Genomic DNA, 20292 nt, shown 5'->3' with positions numbered 1-20292 from the left:
ACTGAAAGTGGGTAGAATGCGGTTTTTTTCCACCTGCGGGGGTGCGCCTTGCGCGAAATCGTCCTGATAAACATCACGGGAGTCGACCGACCGGGTCTGACTGCGGCCATTACCGGCGTTCTGGCCCAGGGTGGTGTGAACATTCTCGACATTGGTCAGGCGGTGATCCACGACACCCTGTCGTTCGGCATCCTGGTTGAAATTCCTGACACCGAGCAAGGCAAGTCGGTGCTCAAGGACATCCTGTTCAAGGGCTATGAACTTGATCAGCAGGTGCGTTTCACGCCGGTATCCGAAGAGGATTACCAGCAGTGGGTCGGCAATCAGGGGAAAAAACGCCACATCGTTACCCTGTTGACCCGCAAAGTGACCGCCGGGCAATTGCAGGCTGTGAGCTCGATCACCGCCAAATACGGGCTGAACATCGACCATATCGATCGTTTGTCCGGACGCATGCCGCTGGACACCCCGGCCGACAAGGGCAAGGGCTGCATAGAGTTTTCCGTACGTGGCGAGGCGGCTGATCCGCAAGCCCTGCGCGCCGAATTCCTCAGCGTGGCCCAGGAGTTGAACGTCGACATCGCCTTCCAGGAAGATTCGCTGTTCCGTCGCAACCGCCGCCTGGCGGTGTTCGACATGGATTCGACGCTGATCGAAGCCGAAGTCATCGACGAACTGGCCAAGGCGGCGGGCGTGGGTGATCAGGTGTCCGAAATCACCGAACGGGCGATGGCCGGTGAACTCGACTTCCGCGCCAGCTTCAAGGAACGCCTGGCGTTGCTCAAAGGGCTGGACGTCAGCGTGCTGGATTCGATCGGCGCGTCGTTGCGCCTGACCGAAGGCGCCGAAACCTTGTTCGCCGAACTCAAGCGTTTGGGCTACAAGACTGCGATCCTGTCCGGCGGTTTCACCTACTTCGCCAAGCAATTGCAGGTGAAACTGGGTATCGACTACGTGTTCGCCAACGAACTGGAAGTGGTGGACGGTAAGGTCACAGGCGTGGCGGTCGAGCCGATTGTCGACGCCCAGCGCAAAGCGGATCTGCTGAAAGAGCTGGCGCACAAGGAAGGTTTGCGTCTGGAGCAGACCATCGCGGTCGGCGACGGCGCCAACGACTTGCCGATGCTGGCGATTGCCGGGCTGGGCGTGGCGTTTCGGGCCAAGCCATTGGTGAAACAGTCGGCGAAACAGGCGATCTCCACCCTCGGGCTGGATGGCGTCCTGTATTTGCTGGGCTTCCGGGATCGTGACGGGCAGCTCTGAGTCTTGTATTGACTGAAAGGGCCTCTGTGGCGAGGGGGCTTGCCCCCGTTGGGTCGCGAAGCGGCCCTCTGCATCCTTTCAGACAGACCGAGTTATCCGGGTTTTCGACTGCTGCGCAGCCGAACGGGGGCAAGCCCCCTCGCCACAGGTGTAGTGGCAAGACTCACAACGACTTCCACAACGAATCAAAATCCTCTTCCGCCCCGATCACGCCGCTTCCCGCGGCGTTTTCGTTTTTGCTCGCCTCCAGTGAGCGGTAAGCAAACTGGTTGAAGCTGTTAGTGCTCGATACCCGTCGATCCAGCCCGGCGCGACGTTCCTGGCCGTTGGTGTTGATCAGCACCTTGTTGCCCTCCTGGAACGGCAGGCGCGGGGCGAGCAGGGTGGCGGGCAAGTCAATCGCGCTGATCGCCGGCAGCAGCAAACCCCGCAGATACTGACTGTGATCGTCCCGCGTGCGCACCAGTTGCAAGCCGCAAGGCTCGGCATATGGCGCAACCTGTTCGATCCCCATCTGCGTTCCGCCGCCACGCACCTGACGAATCCAGCGCACCACGGCGATGCTCCAGCCCTGGCCGGCCGCATCTTCGATGCCAACCATTTCGCCAGCCTGTAGCTCGGCGGGCACGGCGCCGGGCCATGCCAGGCAATAACCGCCGGGGCTGTGATTGATGATCGGCAGGGCGTAGGTCGGGAAACTCTGATTACGGTCGGCGGCCTCGTGGCTGTCATCGTTTTGCAGGGTCGGGTATTCGATTTCTTCGTAAGGCAGCAGCGCATCGCCGGTGCCATTGGGCGCGGCGTCGAAGGCTTGGCTCCAATTGTCTTTGCCGCCACCGGCCGGGGACATCGCGGAAAACTGCGCCAGTCGTCCGGCGGGATTTTTCAGGATGTCGCTGAACGAACGCTGCCCGCCCAGATAAAAGTGCAGCGCACTCATGCCCACGCACAGGGTCAGGGTGCCCTGACCAACGGTGCGTTGGAAACTGCGCTCGGCGGCCTGACCCCAGGCGGCGTGCAAGTGTTGTAGCGTGTCGAGAGTCAGTCCGGCCGGTATGGATAACGCGTTGTCGTCCGGATTGAGCAACCTGGCCTCAATCGCCGCCACCAGCGGTTGCGGATCGATCCCAAGCAGAGTCGCCTGCTGTTCAGCGCGGAACTTGGACCGATAGCGCGGTCCGGTGTCAATGTCCGATGCGACCGCAAACAGTTCATTGCCGGGTTTGCCGGGTTGCAACTTGATCCATTTGCTCCAGGGTTCCAGCACTTCGGCGAGCCGGGCGATCTGGTTCTGGCGCAGTTGATTACAGCGCGAGGCGCCCAACAGCAGCGCGGCGACGTAGGTCTGTTCGATGCTCAGGTCTTGGGTCTGGCTGGCCAGTTGGTCGCGCACGCTGAGGTTTTGCAGCCGATGTTCGCAGGCGATGCGATACAGCTGGTGCAGCTCCAGCCACACGCCTTCCGGCACCGGGCAATAGAGCTGGGTGGCGCGGACCAGCGGGCCGTTCAGGCAATGGATCGCCCGCTGCAACGCTTGAGTGAGCAGCGGTGCGCGGTCCTTGGTGAAGCGTGGGGCGATGCGCAGGACGATCTGTTTATAGCCAATCGCCAAATGGCTTTGCAGCGCCTGGCAAAGGTTGGCGATCTTGCGCGAACGTTCGTCGAGGACAATCGCCTGATGCAGGAAATGCCGCTCCAGGTGCTTGCAGACGTAATACACCTCGGGCCGCAGCAGCTCGAGCAGTTGCAGGCGATTATCGCTGGGGGTCAGCAGTTGATTGAGTTCGCTCAAGCCTTGATACAACTGGCGAGCGGTTTCGCCGATATTGGCTTTGGGCAGGTTGGCGATCCAGCGCTTGAGGTCGCGCGGGGTGGGTTCGCAGAATGACAGGCGCAAGCCAACTGGGGTCGGCGCGCGAAGCAACAGTGGGGGGCTGGTCTCATTCATGCCGTGGAAAAACTCCAACCGGGAAATGGGCAGTGAATGACCTGACTGTAGCAGTTATGGCAGTGAGAAGTATTTTCGCTGACCTGACCCCTGTAGAAGCGAGGCTTGCCCGCGAAGGCAATCTCAAGGACGCCTTCGCCGGCAAGCCGTGCTCCTACAGAAGAGGGTACGAGCCCGGAAGCACCGAACCCCCTGTAGGAGCGAGGCTTGCCCGCGAAGGCAATCTCAAGGATGCCTCCGCCGGCAAGCCGTGCTCCTACAGGGATGGATGCCTAACCCACGAAATCGATCGCGGGGTTCGGCTCAACGGATCAAGCGTTCGGCAAACCCAACGCCTGGCCCATTTGGACCGGCGAGGTTGCGCCCAGTCCTTCAACCCATTTGACCTGATCCGGCCCGAACAGCACGACGGCGGTCGAACCCAGTTTGAAGCGGCCCAATTCCGCGCCTTTCTCCAAATGGATCGGCGCACGGGCAGCTTCGTCGTAACGGAAGGTTTTCAGCTCGCGTTTCGGCGGCGTGACCAGCCCGGCCCAGACGGTTTCAATCGACGCCACGATCATCGCGCCCACCAGTACCACGGCCATCGGCCCGCGCTCGGTGTCGAAAATGCACGCTACACGCTCGTTGCGGGCGAACAGTTCCGGGACGTTTTCGGCGGTGGTCTGGTTGACCGAGAAGATCCGGCCCGGGATGTAGACCATTTCGCGCAGGGTGCCGGCCAGTGGCATGTGCACACGGTGGTAGTCCTTCGGCGACAGGTAGATCGTCGCGAAGTCGCCGCCCATGAACGGCGCGGCATTCGCAGCGTCGCCACCCAGCAATTCCAGCACGCTGAAGCTGTGGCCTTTGGCCTGGAACACCCGACCATGCTCGATCGGGCCGAGTTGGCTGACCGCACCGTCGGCCGGGCTGAGGATCGCGCCCGGGGTTTCGTCCAGCGGGCGCGCGCCATCTTTCAGAGCGCGGGTGAAGAATGCGTTGAAATGCTCGTAGGCAGTCAGGTCTTCGACCAGTGCCTGGGACATGTCCACCTGATAACGCTTGGCGAACCATGCGGTAAAGGCGTTCTTGAACCAGCGCACGCGGCATTCGGCAATGCAGCCGGCCAGTCGCGAGAGCAAGTGATGGGGCAGCAGGTATTGGCTGAGGATAAACAAACGCTTATTCATTAACTGTCCTTAAAAACCTTAAATCTCTACGGGGGTGTCGGGATGGTTGCCCCATTCGCCCCAGGAGCCGGCGTAGCCCTTGACCCGCGGATAACCGAGGGACTTGGCCACTAGATAAGTGAAGCCAGAACGGTGGTGAGTCTGGCAGTGGGTGATGATTTCTTTGTCTTTGGTGATGCCGAGTTGGTCGAGAATCTGCGGCATGTCAGTGCGGATGCGCAGGTTGCGCGACTGATCCATGCCGGCGGTCCATTCGAAATTCACGGCGCCGGGGATGTGCCCGGCCTTGGCGGCCAGGACTTTCTCGCCTGAGTACTCCAACGGCCCACGGGCGTCCCAGATCGCCAGGTCGGCGGCACCGAGACGGCTTTGCAGGTACTCGCGGGTGGCGGTGGGCTCATCGTGCAATGTCAGTGAAACCGGGCCACCGACCGGGGCCGGGATCTGGATCGACATCGGCAAGCCTTCCGCCAGCCACGCTGGCAGACCACCGTCGATGTAGTGGTATTTTTTGTGGCCGATGACATCCAGCAGCCAGATAAAACGCCCGGCCCAACCGCCGCCTTCGTCGTCATAGACCACGTAGACCGCATCCTTGTTATGCCCCAGTTCACCGAACAACGCTTCAAGTGCCGCTTGCGGTGGCATCAGTCCGGGCGCTGGCGCCTGGCCGAGTTGCGTGCGTTTCGGATCGACAAAACGCGCACCGGGCAGATGCCCTTCGGCATAGCGGGCGCTGCTGGTCAGGTCCACCAGAATCAGTTCGCGGGCGTCGAGACGCGGGAGCAAGTCGCTCGGCTCGATCACCAGCGGCAAGCCAGAGAAGTCAGACATGTGAGGTCTCCAGAGCACAAAGGGGAGGATTGTAGCGCAGCCTTATTGGCCGCGGGTGCTAAAGCTATGCAGGGCTTTTTCGATGCACTGCGCGGTTTTGCCAAAGGCTTGCACGGTGATTTCCGAGAACGGCCCGCCGCCCTGGTCCGCCACCACGACCATGATCACCCGGCCATTGTTGACCAATGAGCGCAGCAGCAGGTGTTCGCCACCAAACTGCGCGCGCAGGCTGGCAGGTAGCAGCGCGGAAAACTGGGCATTGTTGGCCGGCGTAATGCGCACCTGAGCTTGTTGCGAGAGCAGACGTTGCAACACGCTGCTCTGGCTCACTACAAAATTCAGGCTGGCGGCTTCTTTCGGCACTCCGGCGGTCTGGTGCACCCGCAGATTGGCGTGGGTGCGGTCGGCCATCAGGATCATTACCCGGCGCATGCCGCAGGCGACCAGGGCGTCGCGTGCCGAGGTGGTCAGGTGCATCGCGTTGGTAAAGCGACTTGGCTCCACCAGCAGCTCTGCGCATTGCTTGCGCCAATTGCTCAGGTCTTCAGTGGTTGGCGCCGGGGCGGGCAGCAGACCGGCGTGGACCCGGTTCATGCCCCACGGCCAAAGCAGCGACACCGCTGGGTGCCAGAGGTCCGGCATCGCATGTTGGCGAGCGCTGTTGGCGGCCTGTTGGTGCAACTGTTGTTGCACTTCATCCATCGGGATTTGCAGGTAAAGGCTGGTCAGGTACTGCCAGCGTTCACTGTGCGGGCTGTCCCAGGCCTGTTGCGCCGACAGCGCAAGACCATTGGCCAGCAACACCGTGTTGGCCGGCTGATTGAGCCAGCGGCGCAAAGTCGGATCGTCGTCGAGGCGGTTTTGCTGGCGCAGCGGATGATCGCTGTCCCGGGCAATGCGCAGGACTTTCACCAGCTCCCGTTGCTCGTTGAGCAGCAGGCGATAACCCTGCTGCACCCAGATCGGCAGCCGCCAGATGTCCACCAGTGCCAGGCAGATGTCCAGCAGGCGCACGCCGAACAACTGCTTTTCGACTTTGCGTGCCGACTCGCCTTTATGGATGACCCGCAGTTCCCATTCTTCGAGCAAGTGCGGATGGGTCAATGCCATCGGCCACAACGGCGAGAGAAACAGCAGGCTGCCCCAATGAATGTCCTGCCACAGTCGTGCCAGGCGATTGGCGAAGAAACCGTTGGCCTGTTGCGTCGCGTGCTGGCTGATCAATTGCAGCTGGCGCAGCGCTTTCGGGATCTCGGACTGTGGTTCGGCGGGCAGGCGCGCGAGCAGTTCTTCGGTGCGTTTCAACCCGAGGCGATTGAGCGCCACATCAAGGTTTTCCGCAGGCTCGGTCATGCTGCCATGGTTGTGGCGGTTAGCCTCGCGAATCACGCTCAAGGCCAGGGCCGGGCTTTCCTGCATCAATTCGGCAATGTCGCGCAGTGAGCTGCGGTTATTGCGAATGGCTTTGCAGACACGGTCATGACTCTCTTGCGGAACCGGCAGGCGCACGCCATCGAGAAGCTTGACCCAGCCGTCGAGAGTGGTCGGTTTTAGAGGTGGAACGTTCGTTTCATTAGCCATGGCTGGACGGGATCATCATTGGCTGTAAACACGCCCGGCGCGGGCTAAATTGGCTTTTCGCCTGAACTGGCTATAGTCTGGCGCAGTTTTGCCGATAAGTAGAAGAAGAGATTTTTTAACTTCCGAATATGACCTTGAACCCGACTCAGTAAGTGCTCTCCTACCTATGGCTAAATTAATCGGCATCATCGTCGTATTCGCGAGCGTGCTCGGCGGATACGTGCTCTCCCATGGCAAAATTGCCGCCCTGATTCAGCCTTTCGAGGTGATGATTATCGGTGGTGCGGCCCTCGGTGCATTCCTGCAGGCCAACCCCGGTTATATGACCATGCACGTGCTCAAGAAATCCTTGGGCATGTTCAGTTCGCGCTTCACCCACACCTTCTATCTTGAAGTGCTGGGCCTGATCTACGAGATCCTCAACAAGAGCCGCCGCGAAGGCATGATGGCCATCGAAGGCGACATCGAAGATGCCTCCGCGAGCCCGATTTTCGCCAAGTACCCAGCGGTGTTGAAAGACGAGCGCATGACCGCGTTCATCTGCGATTACCTGCGCATCATGTCCTCCGGCAACATGGCTCCGCATGAGCTGGAAGGCCTGTTCGACATGGAACTCTATAGCCTCAAGGAAGACTTGGAGCACCCGTCCCACGCGGTGAACGGCATCGCCGACGCCATGCCGGGTTTCGGTATCGTCGCGGCGGTACTCGGTATCGTGGTGACCATGGCTTCCCTGGGCGAAGGCGACCAGAAATCCATCGGCCTGCACGTCGGTGCGGCACTGGTAGGTACCTTCTTCGGTATTCTCGCGGCCTACGGTTTCTTCGGCCCGCTGGCGCATTCCCTGGCCCACGATGCCAAGGAAGAACTGAACGTCTACGAAGCCATCAAGGCTTCGCTGGTGGCCTCGGCTTCCGGCATGCCGCCATCGTTGGCGGTGGAGTTCGGTCGCAAGGTTCTGTACCCGGCGCACCGTCCTAGCTTCGCTGAGCTGGAACAAGCGGTTCGCGGTCGTTAAGTTATGGAAAATAATCAGCCGATAATCATCAAGCGCGTCAAGCGCATTGCTGGCGGGCATCACGGGGGCGCCTGGAAAATCGCCTTCGCTGACTTCGCGACGGCGATGATGGCGTTCTTCCTAGTGTTGTGGCTGCTGTCCACCGCCACGCCGGAACAGAAGATCGCCATCGCCGGTTACTTCAAAGACCCGGTCGGCTTCTCCGAAAGCGGCACACCGTACATCATCGATCTGGGCGGCACGCCGACCCTGGCGCCGGAGAACACCCTCAACCCTGAGGTGAAATCCCAGCCGCAGCCGGACAAGGTGACTGTCGATACCGAACAGGTCGAAGGCATGGCCGAACAGGTCGAGAAAGAACGCCTGGAACTGCTGCTGCAAGAACTGCAAAACAAGGTTGAAGAGAACCCGCAGCTGCAGAAGTTCAAGGACCAGATCCTGTTCGAGATCACTCCTAACGGCTTGCGCATCCAGATCATGGACGCGGATAACCGGCCGATGTTCGATTCGGGTTCGGCGCGTTTGAAGCCTTACTTCGAAGACATCTTGTTGGCCATGGCTGACACGATTAAAGCGGTGCCGAACAAGATCAGCATCAGCGGTCACACCGATGCCAAGCCTTACACCGGCACTGGTGATTTCGGTAACTGGGAATTGTCGGCCAACCGTGCCAACGCGGCTCGCCGTGCGCTGGTCGCCGGCAGCTACCCGGAATCGCAAGTGGCGCGGGTCGTGGGTTATGCCTCGTCGGCGTTGTTTGATCGGGAACATCCGTTCAATCCGGTCAACCGCCGTATCGACATCGTTGTGTTGACCAAGAAGGCTCAAGCGGCCATCGAAGGGGCGCAAGGGGCTGATCCAACCACGACGCCGGGGCAGGGTGCGCCGGGTGAAGCGCCGAATGCGCCAGCTACGCCGGTTGATCCGAATGCTTTGCCTGCGGACAAGCAACCGGTGCCAGCGCATGAGCTGCGTGAGCGGTTGAATCTGTTTGAGGATGCGGCGCCGAAGCCGACGGAGCCTCCCAAGCAGTAATCCATAACAATCAAGCCGACAGCGAAGTCGGCTTTTTTGTGCCACTTTGATTTGGTCACTTTATGCTCAGCGTGGGCGCGGTCCCTGTAGGAGCGAGGCTTGCCCGCGAAGACGGCCTGATAGCCGACCCGCCTTTTGCTGATGTACATCGATCAACTGTGGGAGCGGGCTTGCTCGCGAAGGCGGCCTGATAACCGACCTGTATTTTGCAGATGTACACCGATCAACTGTGGGAGCGAGCCTGCTCGCGAAGGCGGCCTGATAACCGACCTGTCTCTTGCAGATGTACACCGATCAAATTGTGGGAGCGAGCTTGCTCGCGAAGGCGGCCTGATAGCCGACCTGTCTCTTGCAGATGTACTCCGATTAAATTGTGGGAGCGAGCTTGCTCGCGATGGCGGCCTTCGAGTCGATCTATTTTTGGAGGGTGTGCATATCCATTTCTGCGGTAACGGCTGCTTAGGGTTCCGCTCTTACAGCGGGTCACTTTGGAAGAGCGCCAAAGTAACCAAAGCGCTTTTGCCCCTTTCGTTCGGTGCCTCGCCCAGGCTCGGCATGCCCTCGTTCCGGTCCTGCTCCGTGGGCCCGCCGCCATCGGCCATCCATGGCCGGGGGCGGCTAACCCCGCATCCATGCCGGGTTGCCCACTGCGCAGAACCTCCACTCGGCCTCTCGAGGGGGCGTACACCGCCACAGCATCGCGAGGCGGCCTGATAGCCGACCTGGCTAGGGCGCGCGCGTTCTCCTGATTCATTTTTAGCGCGGACACGGTCCCTGTAGGAGCGAGGCTTGCCCGCGAAGGCGGCCTGATAGCCGACCTGTCTCTTGCAGATGTACACCGATCAAATTGTGGGAGCGAGCTTGCTCGCGATGGCGGCCTTCGAGTCGGTCTATTTTTGGAGGGTATGCATATCCGTTTCTGCGGTAACGGCTGCTTTGGGTTCCGCTCTTACAGCGGGTCACTTTGGAAGAGCGCCAAAGTAACCAAAGCGCTTTTGCCCCTTTCGTTCGGTGCCTCGCCCAGGCTCGGCATGCCCTCGAGGGGGCGTGCACCGCAACAGCACCGCGAGGCGGCCTGATAGCCGACCTGGCTAGGGCGCGCGCGTTCTCCTGATTCATTTTTAGCGCGGACACGGTCCCTGTAGGAGCGAGGTTTGCCCGCGAAGGCGGCCTGATAGACGACCTGATTATTTGGGGGATGTGTTTTTCAGTTTGGAAATAGCAGTGCTCTGAAAACCAGAAAGCCGCGAGATGATCGCGGCTTTTTTGTGTGGCGCTTAACCCCTGTGGGAGCGAGTCTGCTCGCGAAAGCGGTATGTCAGTCAACAGTATTGTTGAAGCTGATGACCCCTTCGCGAGCAGGCTCGCTCCCACAGGTTTTGTGGCGGTCTAGTAGCTGGTCTCAGGCAAGCTCGCGATGATCGAGCGATAGCTGTTCATCCGTTGCTGTTGCACACGCCCATCTTCCAGCGCCTTGAGCAGGGCACAACCCGGTTCACGGTCGTGTTTGCAGTCGCGGAAGCGGCAGGTGCCGATCAAGTCGTTGAACTCGATGAAGCCAGCTTCAACGTCGGCACGGCTGACGTGGCCCAAGCCGAATTCGCGGATACCCGGGGAGTCGATCAGTTCGCCGCCACCGGGGAAGTGGAACAGCCGCGCGGTGGTGGTGGTGTGGGTGCCTTGGCCGGACAGTTCGGACAGCGGGCCGACGCGGGTTTCGACTTCCGGCAGCAGGCTGTTGACCAGTGAGGATTTACCGACGCCAGACTGGCCGACGAAGACGCTGATGCGTCCGTCCAGTTGTTCCTGCAATTGTTCCATGCCGTTGCCGTGGTGGGCCGACACTTCGAGCACCGGGTAACCCAGCGTGCGGTAGACCGCCAGCAAAGCATTCAGCGCCGGGGCGTTCTGTTCGTCGATCAGGTCGAATTTGTTGAGCAGCAGCAGCGGACGAATCCCGGCATGCTCAGCGGCGACCAGGTAGCGGTCGATCAGGTTGGCGTGGGGCTCGGGCAGCGGTGCGAAGACGATGACAATCATGTCGACGTTGGCGGCTACAGGCTTGAGCTGGCCACGGCTGTCCGGGCGGCAGAGTTCGGTTTTGCGCGGCAGTTGCGCCACGATCACACCGATGCCCTGGTTGCCGGCACGCCAGACGACCTGATCGCCGGTCACTAGCGCTGGCAGGTTGGCGCGCAAGTGACAGCGGAACACCTGGCCGGCCAGTTCGCCTTCGAGGGCTTCGACTTCGACCTGCACACCGAAGTGGGCGATCACCAGGCCGGTCTGTTCCGGACCCAGGTCGCCGCCCTCAAGTGCCTCGACAGCCGAGGACTCGCGTTTGGCGGCGCGGGCAGCGCGTTCGCCCTGAATCTTTTCGATGCGCCAGTTTTGACGACGATTGAGTTGGCGTTTGGCCATGGGTGTTCCGTATCAAGAATGCAGCGATTAGGTAAAACGGCCGCGAGTTTAGCACGCCCGGCTACTTGCCTAGGCTAAACTGCGCAGCATTGCCTAGGAGCCGACACATGCAAAACCCGCAGAATCTGATCTGGATCGACCTGGAAATGACCGGTCTGAACCCTGATACCGACGTCATCATCGAGATGGCGACCATTGTCACCGACAGTGATCTGAACACTTTGGCCGAAGGCCCGGTGATCGCGATCCACCACAGCGACGCAATTCTCGCTGGCATGGACGAGTGGAACACCCGTCAACACGGCGGTTCGGGCCTGACCCAACGGGTGCGCGACAGCCGCATCAGCATGGCCGAAGCCGAAGCCGAAACCATCGCCTTCCTGGAAAAGTGGGTGCCGAAGGGCAAGTCGCCGATCTGTGGCAACAGCATCTGCCAGGACCGTCGCTTCCTTTATACGCACATGAAATCCCTGGAAAGCTACTTCCACTACCGCAACCTCGACGTGTCGACGCTCAAAGAGCTGGCCGCACGCTGGGCGCCGGACGTGCGTGACAGCTTCCAGAAGGGCAGCACGCACCTGGCGTTGGACGATATCCGCGAATCGATTGCCGAGTTGCAACACTACCGTAAGCATTTCATCAAGTTCTGATCTGGCGCCCCGGCCCATGTAGGAGCTGTCGAGTGAAACGAGGCTGCGATCTTTTGATCTTGAAAAATTAACGTCAAAAGATCGCAGCCTCGTTTCACTCGACAGCTCCTACAAGGGCTCGCGTAAACGCCCTCTTTTGGTGCCGTCCCTAAATGGCTAGACTGCGCGCCTTCCTGCCAGGACCGCCGCCATGTTGCTGATGCTCTACCTGATCGCTATCACCGCCGAAGCCATGACCGGCGCCTTGTCTGCTGGCCGGCGGGGCATGGACTGGTTTGGCGTGGTGCTGATTGCCTGCGTCACGGCCCTGGGCGGCGGTTCGGTGCGCGACGTGCTGCTCGGCCACTACCCGCTGACGTGGGTCAAACACCCGGAATACTTGGTGCTGACCTCAGTCGCGGCGATGTTTACGGTGTTCACTGCTCGCTGGATGCGTCACTTGCGCTCGCTGTTCCTGGTGCTCGACGCCGTCGGCCTGGTGGCGTTCACCCTGATCGGCTGCATGACCGCCCTGGAAATGGGTCACGGCATGTTGGTCGCGTCGGTCAGCGGCGTGATCACCGGGGTGTTCGGCGGCATTCTGCGCGACATTTTCTGCAACGACATCCCGCTGATCTTCCGCCGCGAGCTGTACGCCAGCGTCTCCTTCGCGGCGGCGTGGTGCTACATGCTCTGCATTTATCTGCAATTGCCGGGGGAGCAGGCGATCTTGATCACGCTGTTCGGTGGTTTCTTGCTGCGGTTGCTGGCGATCCGGTTTCACTGGGAAATGCCGAAGTTCGTCTACAACGACGAGGCCTGAAATCACGCGGTCCTTTGTAGGAGCTGTCGAGTGAAACGAGGCTGCGATCTTTTGATCTTGTTTTTAAAAATCAAAGTCAAAAGATCGCAGCCTCGTTTCACTCGACAGCTCCTACACAGCTCCTACGCGAGGCCGTGTTGTTTCAGCGCCCACTCAACATGCTCGCGCACCAACTCCGACGGATACTCGCGCCGCGCCTTCAACGCTTCCAGCACCGGAATGCTCGACGGCGCATTGCCCAACCCCACCGCCAGATTGCGCAACCAACGCTCATAACCCGCCCGGCGTAGCGGCGAACCTTCGGTGCTGCTGAGAAACTTGTCCTCATCCCACATGAACAGCTCGGCCAACTCAGCGTTGTCCAGATTGTGCCGTGGCTTGAAGTCGCTTTCGCCCGACGGACGGGCAAATCGGTTCCACGGGCAGACGATTTGGCAGTCATCGCAACCAAACACCCGATTGCCGATCAGTGGCCGCAAGTCTTCGGGGATAGCGCTTTTCAGTTCGATGGTCAGGTAGGAAATACAGCGTCGGGCGTCCAGTACGTAAGGACCAACGAAGGCGTTAGTCGGACAGATGTCCAGGCACGCGGTGCAGCGACCGCAGTGTTCGTTGGAGTGGGGCGGGTCTTCCGGTAGCGGCAGGTCGACAAACAGTTCGCTGAGGAAGAAGTAACTGCCGGCCTTGCGATTCAAGACCAGGGTGTTTTTGCCGATCCAGCCAAGGCCAGCCTTCTCAGCGATGGCTTTTTCCAGCACCGGGGCGCTGTCGACAAACGCGCGGAAACCGAAGGGGCCGATCTCGGCCTGAATTTTATCTGCCAGCTGTTGCACACGTTTACGGATCAATTTGTGGTAATCGCGGCCCAAGGCATAACGGGACACGTAGGCTTTTTCCGGTTGGGCGAGTAATTGCGCCATTTGCGTGTCGCCGGGCAGGTAGTCCATGCGCAGGGACACTACACGCAAAGTGCCGGGCACCAGTTCTTCCGGGTGCGAGCGTTTGCTGCCGTGGGCGCCCATGTATTCCATTTCGCCGTGATAGCCGGCGGCGAGCCAGCGCTCCAGATGCTGCTCATGCTCGGCGAGGCCCAGGCCGCTGATGCCGACTTGCTGGAAGCCCAGCTCGCGGCCCCAGTCCTTGATGGATTGGGCGAGGGCGGGCAGGTCTGTAGTAATAGCGGGCATGAGACGAGAGAAACCGGAGCTGAGGTGCGTATAATTCTGCCAGACATCGGAGCCCGAAGACGCATGCCGCACACTAAAGATGATTTACCCGACGCGCTGTACAGCGCCGCGCAAGTGCGAGGGCTCGATGCGAGCCTGATCGCTGCCGGTACGCCGGGCTTCGAATTGATGCATCGTGCGGCGCGGGCGACCTGGCGTGCGCTGGTCCGGCAATGGCCGACGGCCAACGAATTGACGGTGCTGGCCGGTCACGGCAACAACGCTGGCGACGGCTATCTGGTGGCGGTGCTGGCGCGGCGTGCCGGTTGGCATGTGCGCGTACTGGCCGCCGGCGATCCCCAGCGTTTGCAGGGTGACGCGGCATCGGCCCACGCCGAAGCCGTGTCCGAAGGCGTCGCGATTCAAGCCTGGAACGCCCATTCCGAGTTACGCGGCATCGTACTTGATGCCTTGCTGGGCACCGGTTTGACGGGCGAGGTGCGAGAGCCCTACGCCAGTGTCATTACGGCCATCAATGCCAGTGGTCTGCCGGTGGCGGCGGTGGATATTCCCTCGGGGCTGTGCGCCGATACCGGTCGTCTGCTCGGCGCGGCGGTTCGGGCTGATCTGACCGTAACCTTTATTGGTTTGAAGCTGGGTCTGTTCATGGGCGAAGCGGCGGACGTGGTGGGCGAGCTGGTCTTCAATGACCTGCAAGCCGATCCCGAAGCGTTCAACAGTGCCGTCATCAGCGCTCGTCGCCTGACTACCGGTAACCTGCCGCGACTGGCGGCTCGGCCTCCCACTTCACATAAAGGCCAATTCGGTCATGTCCTGCTGATCGGCGGTGATCGCGGTTTCGGTGGTGCAATCCTGCTGAGCACGCAAAGTGCGCTGCGCAGTGGCGCCGGCATGGTGTCCGTAGCCACGCGTAGCGAACACGTGCCGGCCGCGCTGGCCAGAATCCCCGAAGCCATGGTGCTCGGCACGTCGTCGGCCAATCAACTGATGGGTTTGCTGGAAAAGGTTTCGGTGTTGGTGGTCGGTCCAGGACTCGGTCAAGCCGCATGGGGGCGCAGTTTGTTGTCTGCCGCTGCCAACGCGCCGCTGTCGCAGGTCTGGGACGCCGATGCGTTGAATCTGTTGGCCGCAGAGCAGGTGAAGCTGCCCGCCGATTGCATCATCACCCCGCATCCCGGCGAGGCAGCGCGCTTGCTGGGGATCAGCACCGCCGAAGTGCAGGCCGATCGTCCCGCCGCCGCTCACGCATTGAGCGAAAAATATACAGCTGTAGTGATTCTGAAAGGCGCCGGTAGCCTGATCGCCAGCCCTGATGGGCGTCTGGCGGTGTGTCATCAGGGCCATCCGGCGATGGCTACTGCGGGTTTGGGTGATGTGCTGGCCGGTTTGGTCGGTGCCTTGCTCGCTCAAGGCATGCAAGCGTTCGACGCGGCGTGCCTGGCGGTCTGGCTGCATGCCAATGCCGGCACGCAACAAGGTAAATCGGGCCGTGGGCTGGCGGCCAGTGATCTGATTCCAGCCATTCGTCAGTTGTTGGAGGAGCAAGCACCGTGTCTGAAGTAACCCTGTACCTGGCTGATGAAGAGGCGATGACCGCATTCGGTGCTCGCATAGCGCAAACCACCCAAGGGCACGGTCTGATTTTTCTCGAAGGCGATCTGGGTGCGGGTAAAACCACGCTGTCCCGGGGCATCATCCGTGGCTTGGGGCATGTGGGCGCGGTAAAAAGTCCGACCTTCACTTTGGTCGAACCCTACGAGATCGGTGATATCCGCGCCTTCCATTTCGACCTGTATCGACTGGTCGATCCGGAGGAGCTGGAGTACCTCGGCATCCGCGATTACTTCGATGACGATGCGATGTGTCTGATCGAATGGCCCCAGAAGGGTGCAGGCTTTTTGCCAAAGCCCGACCTGACCATTACCATTAGCCCGCAAGACAGCGGACGTTCGCTGAATATTTTGTCCCAGGGCTCGCGTGGCGAGTCGTGGTGTGCCGCTTTGGCATTGGAATCCAATTAAATGATGGGGTCAGGTATGCGCTTTCGCGCGATGGTAGCTGCCGTAGGATTGTTGTTTTTGGCGGTGACCGTCGACGCTGTGGCCGAATCGAAGGTCAACAGCGTTCGCCTGTGGCGAGCTCCGGATAACACACGACTGGTGTTCGACCTCACAGGGCCGGTGCAGCACAGTGTCTTCACCCTGACCTCACCGGATCGGCTGGTTATCGACATCAATGGCGCGACCCTCGGTGCGCCGCTGAACGTCAACACGTCCAACACGCCGATTACCGCCATGCGTTCGGCCCAACGCACGCCGACCGACCTGCGGGTGGTCATCGACCTGAAAAAAGCCGTCACGCCAAAAAGCTTCAGCCTGGCGCCGAACGCCCAGTACGGCAATCGCCTGGTGGTCGATCTGTTCGACAGCGCCGACGCCGCCGCGCCGATCCCGCCGCCGACCAACGTAGCCACTGTGGCCCCGGTGCCGGTCACTCCAATCGATCCTCCAGTGAAACTGCCGCCCGCTCCGGCCGGCAAGCGCGACATTATTGTGGTGATTGATGCCGGTCACGGTGGCGAAGACCCGGGGGCCTCGGGCTCTCGCGGTCAGCATGAGAAAGACGTGGTATTGGCCATCGCCCGTGAGTTGCAGCGCCAGGTCAACGGCATGAAAGGTTTCCGCGCCGAACTCACCCGCACCGGCGACTACTTCATTCCGCTGCGTGGCCGTACCGAGATCGCGCGCAAGAAAGGCGCCGACTTGTTCGTCTCGATCCACGCCGACGCCGCGCCGTCAGCGGCTGCGTTCGGTGCCTCGGTGTTTGCCTTGTCTGATCGCGGTGCTACTTCCGAGACTGCCCGTTGGTTGGCTGACAGCGAAAACCGTTCCGACTTGATCGGTGGTGCCGGCAGCGTCAGCCTCGACGACAAAGACCGCATGCTGGCCGGCGTGCTGCTCGACTTGTCGATGACCGCTTCCCTGACCTCCAGCCTGAACGTTGGCCAAAAAGTCTTGAGCAACATCAGCCGCGTCACGCCGTTGCACAAACAACGGGTGGAACAGGCCGGGTTCATGGTGCTGAAGTCTCCGGACATTCCATCGATCCTGGTGGAAACCGGCTTCATCTCCAACGCCAACGAAGCCTCGAAACTGTCGGCCGCCAGCCACCAGCAGGCGCTCGCGCGTTCCATCAGCGCCGGTGTTCGTCAGTTCTTCCAGCAAAATCCGCCGCCGGGCACTTACATCGCGTGGCTGCGCGACTCCGGCAAGATTGTCCAGGGCCCGCGTGACCATCGCGTGAGCCCGGGCGAGACGTTGGCGATGATTGCCGTGCGTTACCAGGTGTCCCCGGCGACCCTGCGCAGCGCCAATAACCTGAAAAGTGACGAGCTGAAAATCGGTCAGACCCTGGCCATTCCCGGCACTGAACTGGCGGCCAAAGAATGAATCAGGCGCTGACCAATACCGCTCGCATCGAGCTGCTCAGCCCGCGACTGGCGAACCAGATTGCCGCCGGTGAGGTGGTTGAGCGTCCGGCCTCGGTGATCAAGGAGCTGTTGGAAAACAGCCTCGACTCCGGCGCCCGGCGTATTGATGTCGATGTCGAACAGGGTGGCGTCAAGCTGCTGCGGGTGCGTGACGATGGCAGCGGTATTTCTGCCGATGACCTGCCGCTGGCCCTGGCGCGACATGCCACCAGCAAGATTCGTAACCTCGAAGACCTCGAACAGGTGATGAGCCTCGGGTTTCGCGGTGAAGCCCTGGCGTCGATCAGTTCCGTGGCGCGCCTGACGTTGACGTCCCGTACCAAGGATGCCGATCAGGCCTGGCAAGTCGAAACCGAAGGCCGGGACATGGCGCCTCGCGTCCAACCCGCTGCTCACCCGGTGGGTACCTCGGTGGAAGTTCGCGACCTGTTCTTCAACACCCCGGCCCGACGCAAATTTCTCAAGACCGAAAAAACCGAATTCGATCACCTGCAAGAAGTGATCAAGCGCCTGGCCCTGGCGCGTTTCGACGTGGCGTTCCATTTGCGCCACAACGGCAAGACCATCCTCAGCCTGCACGAGGCCCACGATGATGCGGCCCGCGCCCGGCGTGTAGCGGCGATCTGCGGCTCGGGTTTCCTGGAGCAGGCGCTGCCGATTGAGATCGAGCGCAATGGCCTGCATTTGTGGGGTTGGGTCGGGTTGCCGACGTTCAACCGCAGCCAGGCGGACTTGCAGTATTTCTTTGTGAATGGCCGTGCGGTGCGTGACAAACTGGTGGCCCACGCGGTGCGCCAGGCCTATCGCGACGTGCTGTTCAACGGCCGGCACCCGACGTTCGTGCTGTTTTTCGAAGTCGATCCTGCGGGCGTCGACGTCAACGTGCACCCGACCAAGCACGAAGTGCGCTTCCGTGACGGGCGCATGGTTCACGATTTCCTCTATGGCACTTTGCACCGCGCCTTGGGCGATGTGCGGCCCGAAGATCATCTGGCCGCGCCAGTTGCGACGGCGATTGTTCGACCTACCGGCATTGATGCTGGCGAATTCGGGCCGCAGGGCGAAATGCGTCTGGCAGCCAATGCGTTGCTGGAACAGCCTCAAGGGCAACCAACCTTCAATACGGCGGCGGGCTCGGGCGCGGGTGCCGGTTATCAGTATCAATACACGCCGAAGCCTCAATCCGGCGTGCCGGTGGCGGAAGCCCAAGCGGCGTATCGCGAATTTTTCCGCGCCGTTGCCCGAAGCCAATGCGGTCGCGTTACCTGCCGGCCAAGACGATATTCCACCGCTGGGTTATGCGCTCGCGCAGCTCAAGGGCATCTACATCCTTTCGGAAAACGCCCAAGGCCTGGTGCTGGTGGACATGCATGCCGCTCACGAGCGGATCATGTATGAACGCCTGAAAGTCGCCATGGCCAGCGAAGGCTTGAGTGGCCAGCCGCTGCTGGTGCCGGAATCCCTGGCCGTGAGCCAGCGCGAAGCCGATTGCGCCGAAGAGAACGTCGCATGGTTCCAGCGTCTGGGCTTTGAATTGCAACGCTTGGGCCCGGAAACCCTGGCGATCCGGCAGATTCCGGCGCTGCTCAAGCAGGCAGAAGCCAATCGTCTGGTCAGCGACGTACTGGCGGACCTGATGGAATACGGCACCAGCGACCGGATTCAGGCACACCTGAACGAATTGCTCGGCACCATGGCTTGCCACGGCGCGATCCGGGCTAATCGGCGCCTGGCGCTGCCGGAAATGAACGGTCTGCTGCGGGACATGGAAAACACCGAGCGCAGCGGTCAATGCAACCATGGCCGACCGACCTGGACCCAATTGGGCCTGGACGATCTGGACAAACTGTTCTTGCGCGGTCGTTGATGAGCCAGCTCCCTCCAGCGATTTTCCTGATGGGTCCGACCGCTGCGGGCAAGACCGACCTGGCCATCGAACTGACCAAAGTCCTGCCGTGCGAGCTGATCAGTGTCGATTCGGCGCTGGTTTACCGTGGCATGGACATCGGCACCGCCAAGCCTTCAAAAGAGATCTTGGCCGAATTCCCACACCGGCTAATCGATATTCTCGACCCGGCGGAGAGCTATTCGGCGGCGGATTTTCGTCGTGATGCCCTTGAGGCGATGGCCGAGATCACTTCCCGTGGAAAAATCCCGCTGCTTGTAGGCGGCACGATGCTCTACTACAAGGCTTTGGTCGAAGGACTGGCAGAAATGCCGGCGGCCGATCCCGAGGTTCGCGCGCAAATCGAAGAAGAGGCTGAACGCCTTGGCTGGCAAGCCCTGCACGACCAATTGGCGGTGATTGACCCGGTGTCGGCAGCGCGAATTCACCCGAACGATCCGCAACGTCTGAGTCGTGCGCTGGAAGTTTACCGCGTGAGCGGTCAGAGCATGACCGAGCTACGGCTCAGACAATCTGCGCAAAGTACTGAAGCAGCCGCTTCGGGACTGCAACAATTGCCCTATACTGTCGCGAACTTGGCCATCGCTCCGGCAAATCGCCAGGTATTGCACGAGCGCATTAAACAAAGATTCACAATTATGTTGGAACAGGGATTCATCGACGAGGTCGTAGCCCTGCGTAAGAGAAGTGACCTGCATGCCGGGTTGCCATCCATACGCGCTGTTGGGTACCGACAAGTCTGGGATTACCTGGATGGCAAGCTGACGCAAGCCGAGATGCAGGAGCGTGGGATCATAGCCACGCGCCAATTGGCAAAGCGCCAGTTCACCTGGCTACGCAGTTGGGCTGATTTACACTGGCTGGACAGCCTCGATTGCGACAATCTGCCGCGCGCCTTGAAATATCTCGGGACCATCTCCATATTGAGCTGAGTCCTTGCAATTGCCGTCTATCCTTGGGGGTGTGACGGCCAGAGCCATCTGAA

15 protein-coding genes and 1 pseudogene are annotated in these 20292 nt (G+C 60.8%); 10 read left to right on the top strand and 6 right to left on the bottom strand.

Features of this window, described 5'->3' with window-relative positions; genetic code table 11:
• Nucleotides 1–48 precede the first annotated feature (48 nt).
• Nucleotides 49–1263, top strand: a complete 1215-nt coding sequence (gene serB / locus NK667_RS24605; RefSeq protein ID WP_054616403.1) for a phosphoserine phosphatase SerB — start codon at nucleotides 49–51, stop codon at nucleotides 1261–1263.
• 163 nt (nucleotides 1264–1426) lie between these two features.
• Here the strand turns inward: serB and NK667_RS24600 are convergent, their stop codons facing one another.
• From NK667_RS24600 to NK667_RS24585, 4 genes are all read right to left on the bottom strand, one after another.
• Nucleotides 1427–3211 (bottom strand): hypothetical protein, encoded by a 1785-nt coding sequence (locus NK667_RS24600; RefSeq protein WP_054053332.1) that lies wholly within the window; start codon nucleotides 3209–3211, stop codon nucleotides 1427–1429.
• 311 nt (nucleotides 3212–3522) lie between these two features.
• Nucleotides 3523–4383, bottom strand: a complete 861-nt coding sequence (asd, locus tag NK667_RS24595; protein ID WP_054053334.1) for an archaetidylserine decarboxylase — start codon at nucleotides 4381–4383, stop codon at nucleotides 3523–3525.
• A gap of 18 nt (nucleotides 4384–4401) precedes the next feature.
• Nucleotides 4402–5217 carry a rhodanese-like domain-containing protein gene (locus NK667_RS24590; protein ID WP_054053335.1) on the bottom strand — a complete coding sequence of 272 codons (816 nt, stop codon included), beginning with the start codon at nucleotides 5215–5217 and terminating at the stop codon, nucleotides 4402–4404.
• A gap of 42 nt (nucleotides 5218–5259) precedes the next feature.
• Nucleotides 5260–6798 (bottom strand): HDOD domain-containing protein, encoded by a 1539-nt coding sequence (locus tag NK667_RS24585; protein ID WP_054053337.1) that lies wholly within the window; start codon nucleotides 6796–6798, stop codon nucleotides 5260–5262.
• 166 nt (nucleotides 6799–6964) lie between these two features.
• On the opposite strand from NK667_RS24585, the gene motA reads away from it, so the two are divergent.
• Both motA and motB read left to right on the top strand, forming a co-directional pair.
• Nucleotides 6965–7816, top strand: a complete 852-nt coding sequence (motA, locus tag NK667_RS24580) for a flagellar motor stator protein MotA (protein ID WP_054053339.1) — start codon at nucleotides 6965–6967, stop codon at nucleotides 7814–7816.
• Between the two features lie 3 nt (nucleotides 7817–7819).
• Nucleotides 7820–8851, top strand: a complete 1032-nt coding sequence (gene motB / locus NK667_RS24575; RefSeq protein ID WP_054053341.1) for a flagellar motor protein MotB — start codon at nucleotides 7820–7822, stop codon at nucleotides 8849–8851.
• 1389 nt (nucleotides 8852–10240) lie between these two features.
• On the opposite strand, the gene rsgA is transcribed toward motB, so the two are convergent.
• A complete protein-coding gene (rsgA, locus tag NK667_RS24570) occupies nucleotides 10241–11272 on the bottom strand; it encodes a small ribosomal subunit biogenesis GTPase RsgA (RefSeq protein WP_054053342.1) in 1032 nt (343 codons plus the stop codon).
• 107 nt (nucleotides 11273–11379) lie between these two features.
• Between rsgA and orn the strand changes: the two genes are divergently transcribed.
• A complete protein-coding gene (orn, locus tag NK667_RS24565; RefSeq protein WP_054053345.1) occupies nucleotides 11380–11922 on the top strand; it encodes an oligoribonuclease in 543 nt (180 codons plus the stop codon).
• A gap of 190 nt (nucleotides 11923–12112) precedes the next feature.
• Nucleotides 12113–12724, top strand: coding sequence for a trimeric intracellular cation channel family protein (locus tag NK667_RS24560; protein ID WP_054053347.1), 612 nt, complete (start codon nucleotides 12113–12115; stop codon nucleotides 12722–12724).
• Between the two features lie 122 nt (nucleotides 12725–12846).
• Here the strand turns inward: NK667_RS24560 and queG are convergent, their stop codons facing one another.
• Nucleotides 12847–13911 (bottom strand): tRNA epoxyqueuosine(34) reductase QueG, encoded by a 1065-nt coding sequence (gene queG, locus NK667_RS24555; RefSeq protein WP_054616402.1) that lies wholly within the window; start codon nucleotides 13909–13911, stop codon nucleotides 12847–12849.
• A 63-nt stretch (nucleotides 13912–13974) separates the two neighbouring features.
• Between queG and NK667_RS24550 the strand changes: the two genes are divergently transcribed.
• From NK667_RS24550 to miaA, 5 genes and pseudogenes are all read left to right on the top strand, one after another.
• Entirely contained in the window at nucleotides 13975–15474 is a 1500-nt protein-coding gene (locus NK667_RS24550; RefSeq protein WP_054616401.1) for a bifunctional ADP-dependent NAD(P)H-hydrate dehydratase/NAD(P)H-hydrate epimerase, read from the top strand.
• Nucleotides 15462–15932 (top strand): tRNA (adenosine(37)-N6)-threonylcarbamoyltransferase complex ATPase subunit type 1 TsaE, encoded by a 471-nt coding sequence (tsaE, locus tag NK667_RS24545; RefSeq protein ID WP_054616400.1) that lies wholly within the window; start codon nucleotides 15462–15464, stop codon nucleotides 15930–15932. The genes NK667_RS24550 and tsaE overlap by 13 nt, the downstream gene beginning before the upstream one ends.
• Nucleotides 15933–17360 (top strand): N-acetylmuramoyl-L-alanine amidase, encoded by a 1428-nt coding sequence (locus NK667_RS24540; RefSeq protein ID WP_054616399.1) that lies wholly within the window; start codon nucleotides 15933–15935, stop codon nucleotides 17358–17360.
• Nucleotides 17357–19268: pseudogene (gene mutL, locus NK667_RS24535) on the top strand (DNA mismatch repair endonuclease MutL). Before NK667_RS24540 ends, mutL begins: the two are co-directional and overlap by 4 nt.
• Nucleotides 19268–20239 carry a tRNA (adenosine(37)-N6)-dimethylallyltransferase MiaA gene (gene miaA, locus NK667_RS24530; protein ID WP_054053359.1) on the top strand — a complete coding sequence of 324 codons (972 nt, stop codon included), beginning with the start codon at nucleotides 19268–19270 and terminating at the stop codon, nucleotides 20237–20239. The pseudogene mutL and the gene miaA overlap by 1 nt, the downstream one beginning before the upstream one ends.
• Nucleotides 20240–20292 lie beyond the last annotated feature (53 nt).

This window comes from Pseudomonas nunensis (assembly GCF_024296925.1).
Lineage (GTDB): Bacteria > Pseudomonadota > Gammaproteobacteria > Pseudomonadales > Pseudomonadaceae > Aquipseudomonas > Aquipseudomonas nunensis.
Note: the sequence above shows the minus strand (reverse complement) of the source record. Positions and strands in the feature narration are given on the sequence as shown.